The 22,131-nt window shown below is 31.5% G+C and carries 16 protein-coding genes and 1 riboswitch; of the genes, 15 read left to right on the plus strand and 1 reads right to left on the minus strand.

Translation table 11 applies throughout. The features are described from left to right. Positions 1–20 precede the first annotated feature (20 nt). The 14 genes from CLAU_RS13020 (at position 21) to CLAU_RS13085 (ending at position 19,223) form a co-directional block, all read left to right on the plus strand. The gene (locus CLAU_RS13020; protein ID WP_023162774.1) at positions 21–1,475 is read left to right on the plus strand and encodes a vWA domain-containing protein; all 1,455 of its coding nucleotides are present in this window, start codon (positions 21–23) and stop codon (positions 1,473–1,475) included. Positions 1,476–1,494: 19 nt separating this feature from the next. Continuing rightward, a complete protein-coding gene (locus tag CLAU_RS13025; RefSeq protein ID WP_023162775.1) occupies positions 1,495–4,902 on the plus strand; it encodes a tubulin-like doman-containing protein in 3,408 nt (1,135 codons plus the stop codon). A 32-nt stretch (positions 4,903–4,934) separates the two neighbouring features. Continuing rightward, on the plus strand, positions 4,935–7,280 hold the full coding sequence (locus CLAU_RS13030; RefSeq protein WP_013237254.1) for a hypothetical protein: 2,346 nt from the start codon (positions 4,935–4,937) through the stop codon (positions 7,278–7,280). Positions 7,281–7,835: 555 nt separating this feature from the next. Then, entirely contained in the window at positions 7,836–9,095 is a 1,260-nt protein-coding gene (locus tag CLAU_RS13035) for a vWA domain-containing protein (protein WP_023162778.1), read from the plus strand. Positions 9,096–9,481: 386 nt separating this feature from the next. Then, a complete protein-coding gene (locus CLAU_RS13040) occupies positions 9,482–10,129 on the plus strand; it encodes a hypothetical protein (RefSeq protein ID WP_023162779.1) in 648 nt (215 codons plus the stop codon). A gap of 548 nt (positions 10,130–10,677) precedes the next feature. Beyond that, positions 10,678–11,190 (plus strand): hypothetical protein, encoded by a 513-nt coding sequence (locus tag CLAU_RS13045; RefSeq protein ID WP_013237257.1) that lies wholly within the window; start codon positions 10,678–10,680, stop codon positions 11,188–11,190. A gap of 170 nt (positions 11,191–11,360) precedes the next feature. Next, positions 11,361–11,834: an NUDIX hydrolase gene (locus tag CLAU_RS13050; protein WP_023162781.1), complete on the plus strand. Its 474-nt coding sequence runs from the start codon at positions 11,361–11,363 to the stop codon at positions 11,832–11,834. 233 nt (positions 11,835–12,067) lie between these two features. Beyond that, entirely contained in the window at positions 12,068–12,556 is a 489-nt protein-coding gene (locus CLAU_RS13055; protein WP_029170082.1) for a hypothetical protein, read from the plus strand. A gap of 185 nt (positions 12,557–12,741) precedes the next feature. Further along, positions 12,742–14,016: a TRAFAC clade GTPase domain-containing protein gene (locus CLAU_RS13060; protein WP_023162784.1), complete on the plus strand. Its 1,275-nt coding sequence runs from the start codon at positions 12,742–12,744 to the stop codon at positions 14,014–14,016. Between the two features lie 2 nt (positions 14,017–14,018). After that, positions 14,019–15,074 (plus strand): GAP1-N2 domain-containing protein, encoded by a 1,056-nt coding sequence (locus tag CLAU_RS13065; protein WP_023162785.1) that lies wholly within the window; start codon positions 14,019–14,021, stop codon positions 15,072–15,074. 13 nt (positions 15,075–15,087) lie between these two features. Further along, positions 15,088–15,867 (plus strand): YARHG domain-containing protein, encoded by a 780-nt coding sequence (locus tag CLAU_RS13070; protein WP_023162786.1) that lies wholly within the window; start codon positions 15,088–15,090, stop codon positions 15,865–15,867. 222 nt (positions 15,868–16,089) lie between these two features. Further along, positions 16,090–16,268: riboswitch (cobalamin riboswitch) on the plus strand. 99 nt (positions 16,269–16,367) lie between these two features. Then, complete coding sequence (locus tag CLAU_RS13075; protein ID WP_023162788.1) at positions 16,368–17,318, plus strand: ABC transporter substrate-binding protein; 951 nt, start codon at positions 16,368–16,370, stop codon at positions 17,316–17,318. 25 nt (positions 17,319–17,343) lie between these two features. Beyond that, complete coding sequence (locus CLAU_RS13080) at positions 17,344–18,393, plus strand: FecCD family ABC transporter permease (protein ID WP_013237265.1); 1,050 nt, start codon at positions 17,344–17,346, stop codon at positions 18,391–18,393. After that, on the plus strand, positions 18,393–19,223 hold the full coding sequence (locus CLAU_RS13085; RefSeq protein ID WP_013237266.1) for a heme ABC transporter ATP-binding protein: 831 nt from the start codon (positions 18,393–18,395) through the stop codon (positions 19,221–19,223). Before CLAU_RS13080 ends, CLAU_RS13085 begins: the two co-directional genes overlap by 1 nt. Here CLAU_RS13085 and ytaF read toward each other — a convergent pair. After that, the gene (gene ytaF / locus CLAU_RS13090; protein ID WP_013237267.1) at positions 19,212–19,835 is read right to left on the minus strand and encodes a sporulation membrane protein YtaF; all 624 of its coding nucleotides are present in this window, start codon (positions 19,833–19,835) and stop codon (positions 19,212–19,214) included. The genes CLAU_RS13085 and ytaF overlap by 12 nt on opposite strands. Positions 19,836–20,093: 258 nt before the next feature. On the opposite strand from ytaF, the gene CLAU_RS13095 reads away from it, so the two are divergent. Then, positions 20,094–21,614 carry an Ig-like domain-containing protein gene (locus tag CLAU_RS13095; RefSeq protein ID WP_013237268.1) on the plus strand — a complete coding sequence of 507 codons (1,521 nt, stop codon included), beginning with the start codon at positions 20,094–20,096 and terminating at the stop codon, positions 21,612–21,614. Positions 21,615–22,131: the final 517 nt, after the last annotated feature.

Consider the following 22,131-nt stretch of genomic DNA (forward strand, 5'->3'; position numbering starts at 1 on the left):
TTAAAGAGGTGTTATTTACTGTGAAAACTAGAGCTAAGATGGTTCTCATTGCAGTTTTTGTGTATGTTCTTCAATTGGGTTTTATACCTTCACAAAAGGTATATGCCAGTACATCATCTCCAAATGTAGATGTAGTTTTTGTGCTTGATTCAAGTGGGTCTATGAAACAAAGTGATCCAGAGGAGATAAGGACAGAAGCTATAAAGATGTTTTTGGATATGGGACAGGTACAGGGAAACAAGGCAGGACTTGTGGCTTATTCAGATACCATAATAAAAGAACATAACCTGGATGCAATAAATTCTGAATCGGATAAAGAGAGAATAGAGGAAATGGCTTCCAATATACCTCTTGGGCAGAAAACCGATATTGGAAGAGGTCTTTTGGAAGGTGCAAAGGTATTAGATAGTGGACATGACAGCAATAATAGACCACTTATAATACTGCTGTCCGATGGTAAAAATGATTCTCAAAGGAGTGCCAGTGAATCTTTAAAGGATTTAAATAGTGCAATAAGCACATGCAAAAGCAAAGGTTATCCTGTGTATACTATAGGACTCAACTATGATGGAACTGTAGATAAAGCACAGTTAACTCAAATAGCCAGTGAAACAAAGGGAAAAAACTACATAACCAATAAGGCATCAGACCTTACAGATATACTAAAGGATATATATGGAGACAGTGCAAATGTAAAAGTTCAGGATCAGGGAAATATTGTGGCTGATGGAACCTTTCAGGATTTTAAAATAAATGTACCAGGGTCAAATGTTTTGGAAGCCAATATATCCATGATTACAGACAAACCTTTAGAATTAAAGCTTATAAACCCTTCAGGTAAGGAAGTACAGATACCTTCAAGTGATGTGGTTTTTACAAAATCAAAGAAGTATTCAGTACTTAAGATTGTAAAACCTGCAAGCGGTCAGTGGAATCTAAAGGTGAAAGGTGTAAGCGGCAGCAATATAAAGATAAGTTATGTATTTAATTATAAAAATCAGGGAAACCAAAGTTCTGCAGATAAAAACATTCAAGGCGATAAGTCTGTATTTAAAAGTCCAAAGGTCATAGGAGCAGCTGCGGCTGCAGCACTAATTATTATAGGTCTTGCAGCCTTTGTACTGATGAAGAAAAGACGTGTACAGGGATTTGGAAGGCTGGAAATTCACATTAAGGATGAAAGTACTAGTGAGGTTCTTTCACCTCAATTTAGAAATTTGGACAATTACAGCGGAAGTTTTACACTTTTTGAAGTCTTAGGATTAAAAGAAGAGTATGCAGAAACAGAAAATATAAAATTCATATTTAAAGAAGATGACAGCATAGAACTTGTAAATAAGTCAGGCTGTGTACTGCAAAAGTCTGGTAGAAAGCTTGAGGAGGGTTCTAAGCTACTCCTTTATAACAGGGATAAAGTAACAGTGTTTTTAAATAAAGTAACAAAGAGTATAACATTAGAATTTCACTCAAAATAGTGTCAAAGGGAGGTAGAATATGAATACTAGAGTTAGGGAACACCTGGAAGACCTTGAAGTTAGCAAAGGTGGAGGAATAATAAGTGATAAGATACGTATAGAAACCATACCTAATCCAGTTCTTGTAATAGGACTTGGAGGAACAGGTATAGATGCTATGCTGAGATTAAAATATCAAATAAATAAAAGATTTGTGCTAGAACAGGACAGTATTTCAAATACAAGAAAAGATAAACCCAAGAAAGTTGAGTTCTTAGGTTTTGAAACAAATCAGGGAGAAAAAAATAAAAGATATCCCATGAATGGTGGGGTAGGACTTGATCCTCAAAGTGAACTTGTCATGCTTTCAAATGCAGAAGTTAGGTCCATATTAAACGATCGTAAGATACTAGATGATTGTATAAAAGAGTGGCTGGCACCAGAGTTGTCTTCTGAAAGTGGTACTGATGGTGCAGGTGGAGTTAGACAGGTTGGCAGACTGCTGCTTTTTACAAAAATTAATGAGATTGTGGATTGCTTAGAAAAGAAAATAAGACTTCTTCAGGAAGACACAGAGGAAATTTTACATGTGTTTGTACTTTCTGGACTTTCAGGAGGAACTGGAAGTGGAACCTTCATAGATATTGCCTATATAGTAAGGGGAATAATGAATAATATTTACGGAGCAAAAGGCGATGACAAGGTAAATATTATGAGCTATTTATTTATGCCAGATGTTAACTTATCTAAGACTTCTGACAACCAATCTGCACAATCCTATATTATAAAAAATGGATTTGCAGCACTTAAAGAGTTGGATTATCTTATGGGTATTGGTGATAGGCATGAGAGGTTTACTCAAAAATACAGAAACAGGATTACAGTGGATTCACCTATGCCTCCTTTTAATCTGTGCCATCTTATTTCTGCTACAAATGTAGACGGCAGACCTATGAGCAATGCCTATGACTACTGCATGAATGTAACTGCAGAAAATATTGTAAACTTCATGTCAAATGAGGTTAGAGAATCTGGAGGAGTATTTGCAATACAGGATTATATAAGCAACTTGAAGCAGAACACGGATAATATGGCAAAACCATATATGGCAAATTACAAATATGTAATGATAGGTGCCTCCTCTGCAGTACTTCCTCTTGAAGAAATTACTACTTATATGGCATATAAACTTTTTGAAAAAATACAGTATATGTTTGAGAACATGCCTAAAGAACAGGAAATAGATCAGTTTATAAGAAAGGCAAGATTAGATGAGGATGCTGTAATAGACAGATTTGAAGAGCATCTTCAAAATAGAAAGCCACTAACAGGTTATAAAAACAGGGAAAAGTTTAATTATGACAATGTAATAAAAAAGCAGTCCGTGAATATAGATGAAGAGATGAAGGAGTACTTGAGGGACTGCACAAATGAATATGATAAAGTAAAAACACAGTATCCGGGCGAAATTTTAAAACTGGTTAAGGATATGGTGAATCAAATTTTTAAAGACCCTAAAAAAGGACCTTTTTATGCATCCAGGGTGTTGTTTTCAGATGGATTTTGTGTTGTAAGAACTCTAGAGGCACAGGTAACTTCTTTAAATGAAAGACTTATGAATATTTCTACGGAAATAAAGTCTGCAGAAGAACTAGCTGAGGATAAGTTTGTAGAAGCTAGAAAATCCCTATTGTTTACTAAAGAAGGCAAAAAAAATGATTACATAGAGGCTAAAAGTGAAGAGTATTTATTAAAATCTGAAGAACAGAGAATAATGAGGATGGCTGATTTTTACAGCAGTGTAATTGAAGAGCTTAGCAAACTGAATAACAGTATTTATAGGGTATATACTGAAATATTAAATGAATTGAACAGGATATTTAAAGAAGATGGAGACGTACTTGTAAAGGGAGAGGAAATAGAAGGAGCTCTTGGAAGAACTTATTCCTGGACAGTAGTAAAAGTGCCGGATTTAGTGGATTATATTGAAAAAGTTGTGAATAAAGAAGAAGCAGATGATATTGTAAGGAGATTTTCTGAGAGACTTTTAGAGGAATCTGAGAAATGGATTGACGAAATGCATATTGATGTAGTTGGCTCAATTTCAAGTTTTGTCTCAGAAGAATACGGAGATGTAATAACAAAGTCCATGGAAGATTTCCTTGCTTTAGAATACGGAGAAGATAAATCCATAATAAATATAGTTAAAGATGAAATTGCACCAAAGCTTGATAGGGATGCAGTGCCTATTTTCCATTTAAGTAATACGGAGGCATTGAATTTCCCAGCGTGGAGTATGGTTTCAGTGCCTAGAAATGCAAAGAAAATTCTTGAAGGAATTAAGGAATATAAGAAAAATTCCAATAAAGGCAATGCCATTAACATTAAGGAGAGTATGGTTACAAATAGGATATTCTGGCTTAATACTAAAAATGGAGTTCCATTGTATTCTTATGCTCCTATAAAACATTACGAAGAGATTTATGAAAAGACTATGTTTGAACGGGATGGAATAGGAAGGCATTTATATCAAAACGGAGAGAAAAATTGGGTATACCTTCCATCACCTATTCCAGAAGAAGCTTGGGGTACAACTTATGTAAATGATAGAGTGAAAGAATATAATGAAAAAGTAAGGAATCTCTTTGACAGAGCCTTAGAACTTGGATGTATAGTAGATACCCAAAAGGGAAGCAATGAAAGATACAAGTGTATTATTACTGAAGAATTTGATATAGATGATTTTATGAAAAATTATAATATGGATATGAAAGGTGACAAAATAAATATAGGAGAGGTAAAAAGGGCCATAGGGGATATGAACAAACTTATTCAGGATAAGCTGACCCCTGTGCAAGATAGTGACAGCCAGAAATATTATATTTATGAAAGCAGCAGCAGCGAAAAGGCTAAAATTGATCTGATAAGAACTCCAGAACTTACAGAGCTTGTAAAAAAAGAGGTGGAAAAGTATGAAAAAATAATAGATAAGAAAAAGGAGCTTGAAAATATAATATCAGATTTGAGCAAAGCTGAAGCTAATGTAGATAGTTTTTTAAGGGCACTTTATACGGAAACTATAATAAAGAAGGGTTTGCTTTATGTCTATAATGGAAGTGAAGACAGCAAAGTAGATATAGAACCTTTTATAAATGTATTAAAGCAAAAGGAATATCAGTATAAGGCTATATTTGATAAATATGAGACTTTAGATAAGGGAGAAAAGACTATTGTAGATAAAACTTCAGATAGAAAGTTAGAACAACTTTCCACAGGAGATGGAGTTGAAATTCTAAAATTGAAAGTAAGTTCTATTATAGAAGAAGTGAAATCATCTGTTGGTGAACTGGACACTAGAAAGTATCAGATGGTAGAGGGTGATAAATTGTATGCTTTTTATACTGACATACTTTCAAGACTTCAAGAAGTACAAAAATTGCTGGCTTAGATAATATGGATCTGTAATTGGGAGGAATTTTCATGGAAGAAGTTTTAAAAAATTTTGTGGAAAAGTATGATTTAAAGGTGGAAAAAACAATATACGACGGTGACACTAAAAGAAATGTGAATAACCCCATACTTTTCCTCTTTATAGGAGATAGTACTGAAGATGCCTATGAGTATATTAGAAATAGTATAGATAAAAAATGGGATAATGGCAGAGGTGCAGTTTTTATAAATGTTTCCACAAAATCTGTTAAAGACACGGATAATTCTTTTAACATCCAGCTCCATGAAGATTTTAAAAATAAAAAGACGTTGAGAAAAGATATAAGAGATAGATTTTATAGTGATAAGGAAGATCTTAAAAATTTAAATCGAAAAATTACAGAAGCTAGAGATAAATTGTTGTCAGAGGGGGACATGTTTAACTCCTTTGACAGCATAAATATTTCTGTAATTACTACATCTAAAGATCCATTGAATGTAATACTTACAGAAGTAACTGTACTTTTAAAAAAGAGGATGCTGGAGGTATTTAAGCTCAGCTCTGCAGATCTCTATGTTTTGATTAAAAGTCAAAATTTAGGAGATGAGGTCTATGAAGGGGCAGTTACAGTAGGATTTTTTAGGGAAGTGGAATATTTTCAAAAAGATAGCTTTAGGTTTAAAGAAGACATAGCTGTTTATGGGGATGAGACACAGCTTAATGTTACCTGGGAAGGACCTTTATTTTATCTTACCTATGTTCTGGAAGAAAAAAATGAGAAGGGCATAATTCCTAAAGGTTCCATGGATAACAACTATGAAATAATTTCCTATATAAATCTTATAAAAAATAGGGAGGCATCATCCAATGCCTATTCGGATACGGAAAATCAGTACTACGACAACAATATATTTAAATCAAACATAAGTTATGATAATTCTATGAATAGGTATATTTCAGCAGGACTTTCACAGGTGAAAAGACCTAATAGTGCCATTGCTATTTCTGTGCTTGGAGCATTTTATGAAAGAATGTTAAAGGAAATGAATACACTTTCTAAAAAGCAGCAGGAATTTATAAATGAAATTTTAAAAATTGATGAGGCAAGTATTGAACTGCAAGTTGAAGAAATACTTCCTGAGGGAGTAACAATAGAAGACATGCAGGGGATTATGACAGATAATTTAAAACAGGTAGAGAAAAAAATATCAAGTTTTAACTTAAGGGAGATAGAAGAAAAGTTATATGACGATAGATGCGAAAAGTTTTTCTTTGAAAACTTTCAAAAGCCTTCTGAGGAATCGGTGAAAAACTGTGATTTAGAAAATAATATGAGGACTTTGATTAGAAAAAATATACTTGAGGACAATAAGCTTAATTTATATTGTGCCTTTAACTGGACCTCGGAGGAAGGAGAAACTGTAAATTATATAAGAAATAGAAGAGATTCTATTTTGAAATTTGTAAGTAAGTTAAATGATGAAATTAAGGATATATATGAGACAAGATTTGCTCCTAGCTTTGGTATTAAAAGTTTTTTTTCAAAAGGTGCCCAGGTAAAGGAAGCTCAGGAGAAAATATTTTTAGATATATACGGTAGAAAACTAGAAATACTGAAATTAAATATATCAAAGAAAATTCTTGATATTTACGAGGATATACTTTTAAAAGTTCACAGTGAAATTTCAAGTTACATAAATAGGGTAAAGGATATAGGACAGACAATAAAAAGTTGTGAAAATAAAGTTATAGAAAAACAGGATAAATATACAGCTCAAAATGTAAGGGCTTATTATAAAAATGTAGTAAATGATATATTGGATAAACTTGAGAAAAATTTTGGAAAAGCTTTTTATTTAGAAGATAAATACCTGGGAAATACAGTAGAGAATTTAAAGGAATCGGATGAAAAATTTCTGGGGAAGATAATATATTTTTGCACTAAATATATTTTAAGTGAGGATCAGTTTAAAAAATCTTTTGAAGAAGAATTTAATGAAAGGGCCAATGTGAATGTTCCTAATTTGGAAACTAAGGTGCTTTCAAAAGAAGAACTATATCGAAAACTCTACGACATGTTGGATAAAAATTCAGCTTTAAAAATTTATATAATGAATTATGATGTAAAGCCCTACATGGAAAAATACTTTTTTGGAGATTACAGCAGTGACTTTATAAAGTATGCTTTTGATTTTGACAGAAAAACCAGAAATTATAAAATAGGATACATAGATGAAATAAAGAGCAGTGGTATTGAAAAATTGAATTTAATGGGTGGTTTTGGAGCAAAGGATATTATTTATGTAAGAAATTCAATGGAATTTTATAATTATTGTATGGAAAATGGATATTTGATCCATGGAGTAGATGAGAAACTGTTGCCAGAGATAAACTAGCGTAGGGGATTGCAACTCAAAATTTGAATTATTCTCCGGATATTTTTACAACCTTCAGCCCGTTAAATATTTTGATAAGTCTAAGCAAAAAATTTATAAAAATACTGAGAACTTTTGAAAACTCGTGCCTCAAACAATTCAAAAGTTCTAGATTTTTCAAAAATTTTTTACTAAGACTTATGTGCAAAATATTTAAATGTGCTTCATTATTGTAAAAATATCTCTACGAATAAGTTCAAATTTAGGGTGAAAATCCTATGCAGAAGTGTTTTTGGATAAGTTAAAAATTAATAATTAAGAATGAATAGTGAATGAGGATTTTTCTCCACTATATTACGAAAAATCTTAAATTAGAGCTTATTGAAGCGAAGTTTCAATTGCATTATGTTATGATTTAGATTTTCTGAAGTGTTAACGGAAGAAAATCATCCATAACTGTCAACTCTCAATTGTCAATTATCAACTATATTTTATTAGTTAAGAGAAAAATAATTCTATGTACAAATCTAATTTTACTTAGAATATCTATACAAAATAGATAGGAGGGGTATCCAGTTGGTAGAAAAAAGAATAAATTTAACTATGACCGTTATGAGTTTAATAGGAGGCATTATAGGATTTATTATAGGGGAAATTTTTATAAATGCTTATAAGTACAAGATGAGTGGAAGTCTGCTTATGGGGTTTTACTTTGGAATCATAGCACTTTGCATAGGTACTTTTTGCCTTGTAGGAGAGATGATAAATCCAAGGTTGAATGGAGTTACGTGGAAAAATAATTATTTAAAGACTTCTTTTAAATTTTTGATTCCCTGTACTTTTATTGCAATTTTTGTATTTGGCATGCTTTTTCAATTTATATATGAAAGCAGCGGATTGAAGTTTCAAAAGGTGAATGATATAGTTTTTGTAATAGACACTTCAGGAAGTATGGCAAATACTGATCCTCAAAATGAGAGATTTTCTTCAGTTTTAAATCTTATGGATAATATGAACACACAAAATAGGGTTTCAATATATAAGTTTGACGATACTTCAAAGAGAATAATACCTATGACAGAGGTTTCAGAGTCTCTTAAGAAAAATGCCGAGGAAGAGTTGAAACAATATGAAACTCCAACTGGAAATACCAACATGGGAGAAGCTATTGACAGTGCTTATGATGAAATAAATTCAACTAAAAAACCGGGAAGAAAGGCTGCGGTAATTTTACTTTCAGATGGTGAAGATAATTTTGGATTAAATAAGAAATTTGATGAGACTCTTAGTCCTTTTAAAGACTCAAATATTTCTATTTACACAATAGGTATGTCTAATGAAAATAACTTTACTACCTTAAAGAAAATTGCAAAAGATACTCATGGAGAATATTATAATGTAAAAAATGCCAGTGATTTAAAGGGAACCTTTAGTAAGATATATTATGCAACTCAGCAGAGGTTATTAGTAGACAGAAGAGATGGATTAACTGAATCTTCTACTTTATATATGATACTTAGAGTACTTTTAATTACAATTATATCTGGACTTATAACAATGTCTATAAGTTTTGTATTTGATAATAAGAATTTACTTAAGAGATTTTTAATAGGTGGAATTGCAGCTGGATTTTTAGGAGGACTTATCATGGAAGTAGGATTTTTAAATTCTCCAGATCATGGTTCTCTTTATAGGGCACTTTTAGTTATTATGATTGCACTTATATTTACGCTAATTCCAGTTATAGTTGATATAAAGGATTATTCTAAAAGCAGTTATTTGAGAGGAAATCAGAGGACTAGTTTTGACAAAACTAAAGGTAATACTTTTAGGTAATTACTCAACTTTTGCACATAATATAAAAATATTGCGAAGCAATATTTTCAAGAGGACAGAGGACAATTGACAGTGGACAGTGAATGAGGATTTTCGCTGTACTGCGAAAAATCTTTAATTTAAAAGAAACTCATGCTTTTTGTTTCTAAGAAGTACTTTCTGAGCAAGCAATTATCTGAAAATCACAGATTTTAGAGCCTGCTTAAGAGATGTTTTGCATTAGCAAAACAAGCTTAAAAATAAATTAGTTTTCTGACGTATGGAGGAAAACTCACCTTCATTGTCCTCTGTACTCTGTCAATTGTCCTCTTGAAAAAGTTGCTTTGCAATTTATGCTTAAACTGTGAAAGTTAAGATAATTATATTTAGAATTGGGTGGTAGGTTAATGAAGATAATTGAATTTGAAGATAGCTCCAATGAAATATGTGAAATTAGCTGCGAAGTTGAGAAAGACAGGCTTTATATAAGATGGAAGTGGCCTAAAAATACAGATATAGTGTATGTAATGAAAACTGACAACTTAGATGATCTTTCCTTGAATGATGCAGAGTTGAAAAGTGCAAAATTATATACTATGGAAGAGTATAAGGAATTCAATGGGTATTGTGAGAGCATTAAAGAAATAAATCAGTATAGGTACTATGTTTTTCCAGCTGTTGAAAGTGATGATGATATACTGCTTGTAAAGCAGAATAATGGTAAGAACCAAATTGTAGTGAGTACGGGAAAACCTGACATATACTATGACATAAAAGAAGTAAAATCTCTAAAAGGGTTATTTTCCAAGGATAAAAAATTGCAGATAACAATAAAGTCAGAAATTCCTCTCCACAAGGATGTACTGTGTTATGTAAAAAAGAGAGATTCTTATCCTGTGAACAATAAGGATGGTATAAGTTTTGACTTTATCTGTGACATTCATGTTGGCATAAATGAGATGCCAGAAATAACAGTAAAAAAAGATGAATATGTGAAAGTATTTATAAAGGACATTGATAAATACGGTGGTAGTTATAGATTAAAACAGATATAGCTTTGTAGGTTGTAAGTAAAATTTTACTTATTCTCTGGATATTTTACAACCTTCAGCCCGTTAAATATTTTGATAAGTCTAAGTAAAAAATTCTAGAAAATCTAAGAGCTTTATAAGAGAACTCACATTTGTAAGATATTATTAATAATGGATGATAGGTGCTAAAACATGAAAAAGAATAAATTATTTGCATTAATAAATTTCTTAATTATTTTCTTAACATTTTTTATAGGATTTGAGGTTATCAAACTAAAAAGTAATCTAATTAATTATATTATACTTGGAATAGTAGATGGATGTCTATTGTACTTATACCCGAAACTATTTGATAATTAGCAATATTTGAATTTAAAATGAGTAATCTTTGTTAGAAAGGGGAAAAAAATAAAATTTTCCACTTTCAATTCTCAAGTACTCTAAGACATTTTTATTAGCGATTTATGAGAGAGTTCACATTTGTAAAATATTACGAACGATGCAAGAGGAAATGTTAATACTCTGAGACAATTTTGAAGGAATTATAACTGTCAGTAATGGGGGCATGGTAAATGTACAAGACAATAAATAATTTACTCAGTTTTTTTACTATCATAGTTTGTATTGGATTTGGGATGCCGTTCATGGGCTTGCTAAAAGGTAGGAGAGGTACAGACTCTCTTTTTCATTATAACAAAACTATGTATTTCAGGGTTTCATTAATTGGAATAGTTATAGCGATACTATTCATAGTTATCTGCATTGTCTTAAAAAAGAAAATTAGGGCTATGGAATGTAAAATAAAATACCTACCTTCTTATACTGCACCTGTAGTTAAATATACACTATTTAAAAGCAAATATTCAGTTGTCTTTAGTATAGATGGTAAGAAATATAGACATAAATTTGAAGCAATAGGAGTTAAGAAAGTTTATGACTTTAAGCAAGGTTCTTATGTAAGATATAGGATTTATAAGGATGAAATTATTCCTGAAAAATTTTATTTAGCAATTCCTAAGTATGAGAAAGGTATTAAAAACAAGTGGACTTATTTAAGCAAAAATCAATATAGAAAACAATGCTAAGTCACATTAATATTAATTTTTAACTTACAACATTCATAAAAAATTTTAGTACACAAAGGGGATAATTAATTGATTAAAAGATACTTTGACTTAGTTCATAATATTCTTATTATGTGACTTAAAAGTAAATTATGATGAACTAAAATTGGTAATCGTGTAGGGGGAATAGTATGTTTATAAGGAAATCAGCCCGAGCCATATTAATTAGTAGTGAAAATAAAATATTGCTATTCAAATTTAAATTCCCTAAAATTCAAAATGAGAAGGTTTTATGGGTAACTCCTGGTGGTAAAGTTGAGGAAGGCGAGAACTTTGAACAAGCATTAAAAAGAGAATTATTTGAAGAAACAGGCTTAATATTTGATTCAATAGGACCTTGGATATGGACAAAAGAAGTAGTCTTTAATGGCAAAAAAGGAGATTTTGTTAGTTATGAGAGGTATTATCTTATTAGATCAGAGAATGCAGATATATCCTTTAAAAACATGACACTCAATGAGGTAAGAACTCTAAAAGATTATAGATGGTGGAGCCTAGATGAGATAGTATCATCGAACGAAGAATTTTTCACGCCACAAATTGGTAATCTTCTTTTGGAGATTATTGCTGGAAATATACCCAATAGTCCAATAAACATTTATTAAATAATATAAATGTGTAATATTCTTTTATTATTGAACAATGGTAAAATATCGTGAACTGAAGATTATTTGAATTTGGGGGAAAATGGTTTATGGAATATATGTTTTAGAGAATTTAATTCACACTCGTAAAATTATATGTCTAAATTAGTGTGCTTTAATTAAATAGTATAAAATAGTTGTAAAATTAAGGTGGATAAAAAGTGGCAAACACTTTAAAATGGGGGATTAGTAAAATGAAAAAAGAGAAAAAATTAATTATTTTTGCCTTAATAGTTATAATAATTGGAGGAGGAATGGCATTATATAATAATTATTTCCATAATATTGACTCAAATAGGTATTTATCAAGCATAAATGAAGATAAGAGCATTGACTATAATGGAACTCACAAAAGTGATAAAAATAGTGAAAGTTTTGATTTCAAAAAATTTGATGGAAAGTGGTCTTTAATGCAGTTTACATCTAACAAAGGTAATAAAATAAGTATTAATGATGATACAAAAATCAGTGAAGGAAAATTTTACATTGTTATTTTAGATTCAAAATATAATATTATAGCGAAAAAAAATGAATTAAAAGACAAAGGTAATATAAATTTTACTACGCCTAATGATGGAAAATATTCTATTAGAATTATCGGGGCAAATGCAAGTGGTAATTTTGCCATAAACGTAAGTGCCAGTAATAATATAGATATTTCTCATAAGGATTTTTTTGATTAATCAATAGAATAGAGGTACTAAAGTGATGGATGAAGAAGGAAATTTGAAAGAAGAATTTTCAATAGAAGGTATACATATGTGGCCAAATGGATATTCGGTTATTCTTGAAAATATGAAAAAATATTTATAGTAAGCACTATGTGTTTATTCTCAATTTAGGAGATTTAATATGGAGGAGTGAGAGTATGGGAATCTTTAAATTTTTCAGGAGTGGTAATAGTGAATCTAGAAATACTTATGAGAAGGCAACTTATGAAAGAGGACCTTTTATGATAACATGTCCTTTTTGCTTTAAAAAATTTAAATCAGATCATGTGGTATTCAGGGCTTCTCACTCGGAAAAGGGCGATCCTGAATATGAAAAGGTAGAGGATGAGCTTCTTAATAGATACTATAAAAAGATAGGAAAAGGAACTTTAGGACCAATGAATCCCGTTGTTAAGGCCCAAGTGCTTCCTGAAAGAAATAAGACTAGAGTGGACAAAGTACTGATTGAAATAAAGGATAAATATGATGTAAGTACAGATGAAAGATTATGTCCTTACTGTCATAATGATTTGCCCATAACTTCAGGAAGAGGACCTTCTAAAATTATATCTGTTATAGGAGCTTCTCAAGTAGGGAAGTCCGTATATATGACAACTCTTCTTTATGTTCTTGAAAAGTATACTTGTGAAAGAATAGGGGCATCTCTTATTGCAGGAAACTCTGGTTACAATGATGAGATAAGAGAAAATCAAGAGAGAATTTTTGAAAAAAATTTAATGCTGGACCCTACCCCAAAACAGCATGTAGAACCTTTAATAGAAAATTTTAAATTTAAAGAAGATAAAATTCCACCTTTGACTCTTATTTTTTACGATATACCAGGTGAGGGTATGACAGATAAGGCCTATATGGAAAATCATGCAGAACATATAAAAAATTCAGATGGAATAATATTTCTTGTGGATCCACTTCAAATGAGGACTTTGAGGAAAAAGTTAAGTATTGTGAATAGGGAAAAAGGTGACTTTACGGAAAAGTATCAGGAACCGAAGGATATAATAGTGTATTTGTTTGAAAATTTTATATCCAAGGAATCTAAAGAAAAAACGCACATACCTACGGCAGTAGTAGTTACTAAAAGTGATATGCTTAAGAATTTAAAGGATGAAGAATATATAGGAGAGAACAGTAATATATTTAAAAATTACAATCATGAGGGATTTTTTAATTTAAATGAATTTGAAAATATTGATGGTGAAGTTAGAAAGTTTTTATTGAAAGCTGATGCCCCATTTAAAGGTGCCGTGGATGCTTGCTTTAAAACTGCAGGTTATTTTGCAGTATCTTCCCTGGGTTCTAATTCCAATCATCTTGAAATAGATAGAAGCAGCAGTATAAATCCTATTAGAGTGGATGAGCCTTTTTTGTGGCTGCTTTATAAAATGAATTATTTGGATGGGGGCAGGGAATAGATATGATAGAGCAGCAGTATTATACTAGGGAAAAAAGAGGAATATTTAGCAGTACTCCAGGTTATGATACTATTGCAAAAAGCAGTGGACTTGAGGATGAATTCATAAAAGACACTATTCACAGTTTATGCTCTTATACTGCTCCTGCATTTTTAGCCGGAGAAAAAGATTTAAGTAAATATCCAAAGGCACTTTTTTATGCAAATACTGGAGATGGAAAAATTATAATAGGGCAATCAGTTTTTGCAGGGGAGGACTATACCTTAAAAAGAAACAGGTATTTTACTCACTGCTATGTAATATCTGAGAATGAGAGAAAGTTATACATAGAAAATCCTGAAAAAATAATATATGCCTCAGGATTTGTAGAAAATTATGATATGGAAAAGGGAAATTCTATAGAAAGTTTGAGAGAAGTGAAAGTTGATAGAGTCTGTGATGTGTTTAACTCTATAGAAGATTTGTTTTTAGCTGCTTCTATAGATAAAAATACGTTTATAAATATGGTAAAAGCTTGTTTTGATGCAGCTGCTTTTAATAAAAAGATATATATTGTGGTTCCTTATGATGAAAATATGGATAAAGTTATAAAAGGAATACTAAAATACCTGTATAGGGCACTTCCTTTTGCAGTAAGGAGAAAGGTTGGTTTCACAACTTATGTGAAGCAGCCTGAAATAAAGGAGTTTATAAATATTGAATTTCTACTTGAAGGAAGCATAAAAAGGCTTACTCAAGATGTAAAAGCAGGATATGTTTTTGATATAGCAGATAATAATTTTTATCTTGAAGGAATTGATGAAAGACATCATATTTTTATAGACTTTGTTATGAATAATATAGAAAATGAGCAGGCTTTAAATGAATTCTTTATTCAGGCAGATAATGTTTGCTCTAGAGAAAAATTTACCATTGATATGTATGATAATATTTTATGCCCATCTTCTAAAAATGAAGAAGTTAAAGAAAGTACTATGTGTATGGAGGAAAATGAACAAGTTGAACATAAACATAATCTAGTGTATTTTTTAAAGAAGTTATTTTTAAATAAAGATTAGAGGTGACAAGTAGATGCCTAAATGTAGAGAATGTGGTACAGAGCTGGATGAAAATGATAAGTTTTGTGTATACTGCGGTGCAAAACAGGAAAAGGAACGTGAAAGAGAAGAGGATAAAAATGATGATACAAAGTATTATGGAAAAGAAAATAATGACTATAAAAAAGAAGATAAAAAGCATGAGGATAGCTTAAAGAACAGCGATACTTTTGATTTTAGTTCATCTCATGAAACAAAAAAGACAGATAGAAAAGATAAAGATGAATTTACCAGAGAGATAGATGACACTCAACTTAAAGATAAGCGGCCATTTAATTTCAAAATGATAGGTATAACTATTTTAACTATAATTGTATTTGTTGTTGCCTTTAAGATGATATCCTCACTTATAAATAAAGGTCCCGGCAAAAATGTTTCAAATGTGGAATCCAAGCAAAACGTTTCTTCTGATTTGAATAACAATGATGAAAATGATTCAGATAATAATTCAGGAGAATACGTGATACCTTACAGCAATACAAGGGCACTTACTAGTAATGACCTGAAAGGTATGAGTAAAAAGCAGCTGGCACTTGCTAGAAATGAAATATTTGCAAGGCATGGCTACACATTTCCTACAGAACCATATAAGAGTTATTTTGCAAGTAAGTCCTGGTATAAGCCTAATCCTAATTATACCAATGATGGCAAGGAACTTTCCGCGCTTGAGAGACATAATGTAAAGGTGATATTGATAGCAGAAGGCCGTGGAAAATATGTATCACCTGGATATGATGCAGATTATTATCAATGAATCTTACTTAGTGGGAGTTTTGTTTCTCCCACTAAGTTTAGATGAATTATCTAGGGGCGTAGCTACTGTTAGCTCCCACTTTGATAGAAGCGGGAGTGTTACAGTAGGTAGCCATCAGATAAAAAATAGGCTAGCACATTGGCTGCTATTTCTTTGAAAATGCATAGGGTATAAAAAGTAGAATTTGATATAAAATAGGAGAAATGATATACTTATTCTATAATTTAATATTGAATTTTAGGTACTTGATTTTTAAGTTTAAAAGGGAAATAAGTGAAGAGCTTATGCGGTCCCGCCACTGTAATGAGGAGTATATTTATGAAATTGCCACTTGGAAACAGGGAAGGTGTAAATATGCAATGAATCAGAGCCAGGAGACCTGCCTAAAATTTACGGATAGCTTACGTGGATAGGCTTTAGAGTAAATTAATTTACTTAAAAACTGTTATCTATGGGTAATAGTTTTTTTAGTTTATTGAATTAATTGGAGGGAGTAACTAATGTTTAAGAGTAGCAAAAAATTTGTTTTACTAATTATGATTACGATTACGGTATTTTTGGCGGGATGTGGAGCATCTAATACAAGCAATTCTACTACAGACAGCAGCAGCAAAAGTGAATCTACTAAAAATACCGCTTATCCTTTAAAATTAAAAGATTCAACTAATACGGAAATTACAATTCAAAGTGAGCCTAAAAAGGTGGTATCCTTATCACCTAATGTTACAGAAACAATTTATGCATTAAACAAACAAAATATTTTGGTAGGTAGAACTGATTTTTGCACGTACCCTACACAAGCTTCTAAAATACCATCTGTGGGTACTATAACTGACCCAAGTGCTGAAAAAATTGTTGAACTTAAACCTGATGTTGTAATAGCGTCTAATTTAACTAAACCGGACATTTTAAAAAAGCTGCAGCAGCTTAATATAAAGGTTTTAACTATTTCAAAAAATGAAAGCTTTGAAAATACTTATAATAATATAGAAAATATAGGAAAAATAGTGAATGCTAATAAAAAGGCATATAGTATAGTTTCAAATATGAAAGAAAAAGTTAAAGTTGTACAGGAAAAGGTAAAAGGAAAGAGCACCCCTACAGTATATTATGTAGTAAGCTATGGTACAAGCGGCGATTTTACTGCGGGAAAAGACACTTTTGTAGGCAAGATGATTGAAATGGCAGGAGGCAAAAATGCTGCTTCTGATGTTACAGGTTGGAATTACAGTCTCGAAAAACTTGTTGAAAAAAATCCTGATATACTTATATGTTCCAATAAATTTAATAGCAAAAATGGCATTAAGTCTACAAAGGGTTATAAAGATTTGGATGCTGTAAAGAAAAATAAACTTTTCGAAATTGATGAAGATATTATAAGCAGACAGGGACCTAGACTTGCAGATGGGTTAGAAGCTCTGGCAAAGATAATTCATCCTGAAGCATTTTAAGTATATATAAGAGAGGAATATGCTTATGAAATTTTCCCGAAAAAAACATTTTAAGTTGTTTTTTTGCATTTGCATAGTAATATTATTTTTTTCGGCAGTAATATCAGCTATGCTGGGTTCTGCAGATATATCCTTCAAGGAAACACTATATGTGATACTAAGTAAAATACCTATTGTGGGAGGTTTAGTTTCTACAGCAAGTATGTCACAAAATCACATGCTCATAATATTACAGATACGTTTACCAAGGATAATAACTTCAGCATTAGTTGGAATGGGATTATCAGTAGTAGGTGCATCCTTTCAGGCAATATTTAAAAATCCAATGGCAGATCCTTACGTACTTGGAGTATCTTCAGGAGCTGCTCTTGGAGCTGCAATTGGATTTATGTTGCAGCTGGATACTTTGCTTTTAGGATCTACAGCTATTACTATGATGGCTTTTGTAGGATCTATTGCAACTACTGTTTTGGTTTATAACATAGCCAGGGTAAAAAACAAGATACCACCAACTACACTGCTTCTGGCAGGTGTTTCTGTGAGCTTTCTTCTATCTTCAATAATATCTATAATAATGGTATTCAACAGGCAGCAGGTTGAAAAAATTGTTTTTTGGACAATGGGAAGTGTTTCTGCAGCAACCTATAATCAAATATTGATGCTGATGCCTTTCATATTCTTGGGTGTAATTATAATACTTTTATTTTCAAGAGATCTAAATATAATGCTTACAGGGGATGATACTGCTAAAAGTTTAGGCATAGAAGTTGAAAATGTAAAAAAAATAGTACTTGCTGTTTCCTCGATAATTGTTGCAGCTTGTGTGTCTATAAGTGGTGTAATAGGGTTTGTAGGACTAATAATTCCCCATGCAGTACGTATGGTATTTGGACCTGACCATAGGGTGCTATTGCCTTTCTCATTGATAATTGGAGCTGTGTTTATGATTATTTGCGATACAGTGGCAAGAACTGTAGCTGCTCCTTCTGAAATACCTGTGGGTGCTGTAACTGCTTTATTTGGATCTCCATACTTTATTTATCTTTTAATAAAATCTAAAAAGAGAGTGATATAATGAATAATTCAAATTTGTGTGCAATTGAAGTTAAAAATTTAAATTACAGTTTTGATGAAGTTAATATACTTCATGATATAAACATAGATTTTAAAAAAAATAAATTTTATTCGATTATAGGGCCTAATGGTTCTGGTAAAACTACTTTACTAAAAAATATTGCTAAAACCTTGAAGCCTTATAAGAGCACAGTTTTTATAAAAGATAAGGATATACTGGATTTAAAAAGTAAGGCACTGGCAAGAAAACTTGCGGTAGTTCCCCAAAATAGCAACTTGGATATGGATTTTTCCGTACAGGATATAGTTTTGATGGGAAGGGCGCCTTATTTTTCGAAACTTCAAAGTGAATCAGAAAGTGATTATAATATTGCTAAACAGGCTATGGAGGTTACTAATACCTGGAGATTCCGTGACAAATTTATAAATCAGTTAAGCGGTGGTGAAAAACAAAGAGTTCTTATAGCACGGGCACTTACCCAAGATACGGATATAATACTACTGGATGAACCCATATCTAATCTTGACATATACCATCAGATTGAAATTTTGGATAATGTTAAATCACTTAGCAAAAAGATAACAGTTATAATGGTACTTCACGATTTAAATTTTGCAGCACAGTACAGTGACCATGTGATACTTGTAAATAGTGGAAGAGTTGTAATGCAGGGAACTCCTCGGGAAGTACTCACAGAAAAAAACATAAAAAAGGTGTATAAAATAAATGTATGCATAATAAAAAATCCAGTTACCGGCAAGCCATATATAATACCTATAGGACAGGAAAGGGACTGCCCCAATATGAAAAACGGAAATTTAGATGATTAGTTCATAGATACCTAAAATTATAATACTAATGCCAGATACAAAAGGAGCATATTTACCGAAAAATTTAGACAAACAGCTGCTGCCTATAACACATCCTGCAACTAGGCCTGTTGTACTGAGAATGAAGGTAAATATAGTGGCAAGTAATATATTGATACCAGTTATACTTGCGCCTATACCTACTCCAACATTATTTATTGTGAGAGCGAAGGCTAGAAATATAGATTCTTTAACATCTATATAGCCTGAATTATCAGCGTCGGCTATTTCTGGATTGTCCAAAAGATTTTTATAGGGTAAAAGATTATTTTCAGCATTACACAGTTTTTTATTTTCATTACAGTGATTTTTTATAACAGCGTCAATTATAAACCATATGCCCATTAATATCAAAAAACCGCTTCCAATGATATTGGCTATATTTTCAGACATAAACTTAATTAGAAATTTACCTAGAACCATAGATAGAAATGTTCCTGCAGTAGCAATTAAAGCTATTAGAATAGTACTTAATGGACTAATTTTCATTTTTTTAATACCATAGGATATTCCTACAGTGAAACTGTCTATATTTGCGGATAAGGCAAATAAAAATGAAGGCAATAAGTGCATTATGTTCCTCCTATAGTATGGTTACTTCTATAGTATATTCATAATAAGATACAATGCTACCACTATTTACTTTTGCTTTGAAGATGTATCTAATTATGTATTTGTAAAGATAATATGGAACAGATGGAATAATGTACATCGCCCACCTATTGTTGATTTTGGGGAGATAATATGGTAATATACTGGTATATTAAAAGTCAATAGAAATTTGCAAAAAATAGAAAATATTTTTTAGCTTATATGAAGGGAGAGAAAAAATTGATTAAAAATTTAAAGAATCTTTTAATGTTTGCATCAATTGTTGTAATGTATCAGCTAAATCCGTGTAATATTGTATTAGCGAGTGATGTTTCTACTAATACAACCAAACCCCAGACTCAAGTAGTATCAACTCAAGACAATTCAAAGTCCCAAACATTACAAGACACATCCAAAATTTTAGCATCACAAGAGGAATCTAAATACATATCGGAAAGTAATTCTAGTTCTTCAGTAAGTGAAAGCAGTGGTAATCTCTTGCCAGCAAATGCAGATAATGTGGACAACGTTCCTGTGGATAAAAGCTGGATAATTCACTTTAACCAACCTATAGATTTGTCTTCAGCTAAAGAAAATGTAAAAATTATAAACAAAAAAACTAATGCAGAAGTGCCGATAAATATATCTTTAAGTAATTACGATAGCTATATGACTGTATCTACAGTTTCAGCTTATGATCCTGAAAGTTATTATATATTGAAAATTGATAATAACCTAATGGGTAGATATAATAAAGTTTTAAAAACTGCTCTTACCATGAATTTTAAAACTGGGGCAAAAATAGAGAATATAGATGATATCAGTGTGTCAATAAACCAAGGTGATAGTTATAAGCTGCCTGATGAGGTAACAGCAGTTATGTCTGATGGAGGAAAAGTGCAGGTAGGAGTTGAATGGAATGAGAAAGTAAATACTTTAGCTTCACCAGGAAAGTATGTTTATCAAGGACAGGTAAAAGGATATAGTAAGGAAGTTGATTTGTCCTTAACTATAAACCCTTCCACTAAAGATGTGGATAGTATAGCTTCTACTTCCATGTGGATATGGGAACTTCAAAATCAAGTGGATGCTTATGGAGGCATAGATAATTTAATAGCAAAATTAAAATCTATGGGGATAAACAATGTGTGTATTAAATACAACGAAGGTTCCAGTCCTTCAGGTGGAGGCACCAATTTTAGAGATGATTTTTTAAAGTATGTTGGATATTTCAAAGAGGCAGGATTTAAAGTAGGAACATGGGGTTACAATCATTTTGATGATGTTCAAGGTGAGGGTAATTTAATTATAGAAGCATTAAATAACAGTGATTACTATGTATTTGATGCAGAAGATGCTGTAGAAAATAAAGCTGAGCAGACAGAGGAGATATGTGAGCTTATAAGAAGCCAGTGCCCTAATGCAATAATTGGGTATACATCTTTTCCAATAGCCAGTTATCACCAGGATATAGCTTATTCAGTTTTTAACAAATACTGTGACTTTTCAGCACCTCAATGTTATTGGGGAGAAATGCAGTGGTCCGTAAATAGATGTTTGGATCAAATGGCTGCAGATTATAAAGCATATGGATTGGACAAGCCAATATATCCTATAATACAAACTTACAGTATAAATTATGAAGATTATACTGCATATAGTAAATATGGCTATAAAGCTACAGGTCTTTGGTCTTTGGATGATATAGGACAAACCTTTGTCCAATATATAAATGATATGGGAAGCAAGTTTAATAATTAACTTATAGAGTTTCTAAGTAGAAAGTTTACTTATACCAGCCATATACTAACAAAATTCATCACACTAAAAACTTTTTATAAATCTAAAGCTTGGTATTTTGAAAATCTAAAGAAGCTTATATAAACAGAGTTCTAAGCGTCAGATGGAGTTTTGACTCCATCTGACGCTTAGAAATCGTTATCCAGGGACGTAGCTGCTCTAATACTCCCACTTGGAGAAAAGCAGATATCCCAAATCTTTGATTTGGTGATAGTCGCTTTCACAGAGTGCGTGGGAGTATTAGAGCAGGTAGTCATCGGATAAACTCGTACCTCAGACATATATAAGTTTCTAAGATCTTCTAAAATACCTCGCTAAGACTTATGAAAAAAGTTTTTAAGTGTAATTTCAATTTTGTTAGTATATTTTATGTATAAGTCTTAGTAAAAAATTTTTAGAAAATCTAGAACTTTTGAATTGTTTGAGGTACGAGTTTTCAAAAGTTCTCAGTATTTTTTAAAATTTTTTGCTTAGCCTT

The sequence above is a fragment of the Clostridium autoethanogenum DSM 10061 genome, assembly GCF_001484725.1.
GTDB classification, from domain to species: domain Bacteria; phylum Bacillota; class Clostridia; order Clostridiales; family Clostridiaceae; genus Clostridium_B; species Clostridium_B ljungdahlii.

Bases quoted from the DNA above. Each gene is read 5' to 3' on its own strand.
- CLAU_RS13025 (WP_023162775.1), top strand. From the start codon at position 1,495: ATGAATACTAGAGTTAGGGAACACCTGGAAGACCTTGAAGTTAGCAAA.
- CLAU_RS13030 (WP_013237254.1), top strand. From the start codon at position 4,935: ATGGAAGAAGTTTTAAAAAATTTTGTGGAAAAGTATGATTTAAAGGTG.
- CLAU_RS13040 (WP_023162779.1), top strand. From the start codon at position 9,482: ATGAAGATAATTGAATTTGAAGATAGCTCCAATGAAATATGTGAAATT.
- CLAU_RS13045 (WP_013237257.1), top strand. From the start codon at position 10,678: ATGTACAAGACAATAAATAATTTACTCAGTTTTTTTACTATCATAGTT.
- CLAU_RS13050 (WP_023162781.1), top strand. From the start codon at position 11,361: ATGTTTATAAGGAAATCAGCCCGAGCCATATTAATTAGTAGTGAAAAT.
- CLAU_RS13055 (WP_029170082.1), top strand. From the start codon at position 12,068: ATGAAAAAAGAGAAAAAATTAATTATTTTTGCCTTAATAGTTATAATA.
- CLAU_RS13060 (WP_023162784.1), top strand. From the start codon at position 12,742: ATGGGAATCTTTAAATTTTTCAGGAGTGGTAATAGTGAATCTAGAAAT.
- CLAU_RS13065 (WP_023162785.1), top strand. From the start codon at position 14,019: ATGATAGAGCAGCAGTATTATACTAGGGAAAAAAGAGGAATATTTAGC.
- CLAU_RS13070 (WP_023162786.1), top strand. From the start codon at position 15,088: ATGCCTAAATGTAGAGAATGTGGTACAGAGCTGGATGAAAATGATAAG.
- CLAU_RS13075 (WP_023162788.1), top strand. From the start codon at position 16,368: ATGTTTAAGAGTAGCAAAAAATTTGTTTTACTAATTATGATTACGATT.
- CLAU_RS13080 (WP_013237265.1), top strand. From the start codon at position 17,344: ATGAAATTTTCCCGAAAAAAACATTTTAAGTTGTTTTTTTGCATTTGC.
- CLAU_RS13085 (WP_013237266.1), top strand. From the start codon at position 18,393: ATGAATAATTCAAATTTGTGTGCAATTGAAGTTAAAAATTTAAATTAC.
- ytaF (WP_013237267.1), bottom strand. From the start codon at position 19,835: ATGCACTTATTGCCTTCATTTTTATTTGCCTTATCCGCAAATATAGAC.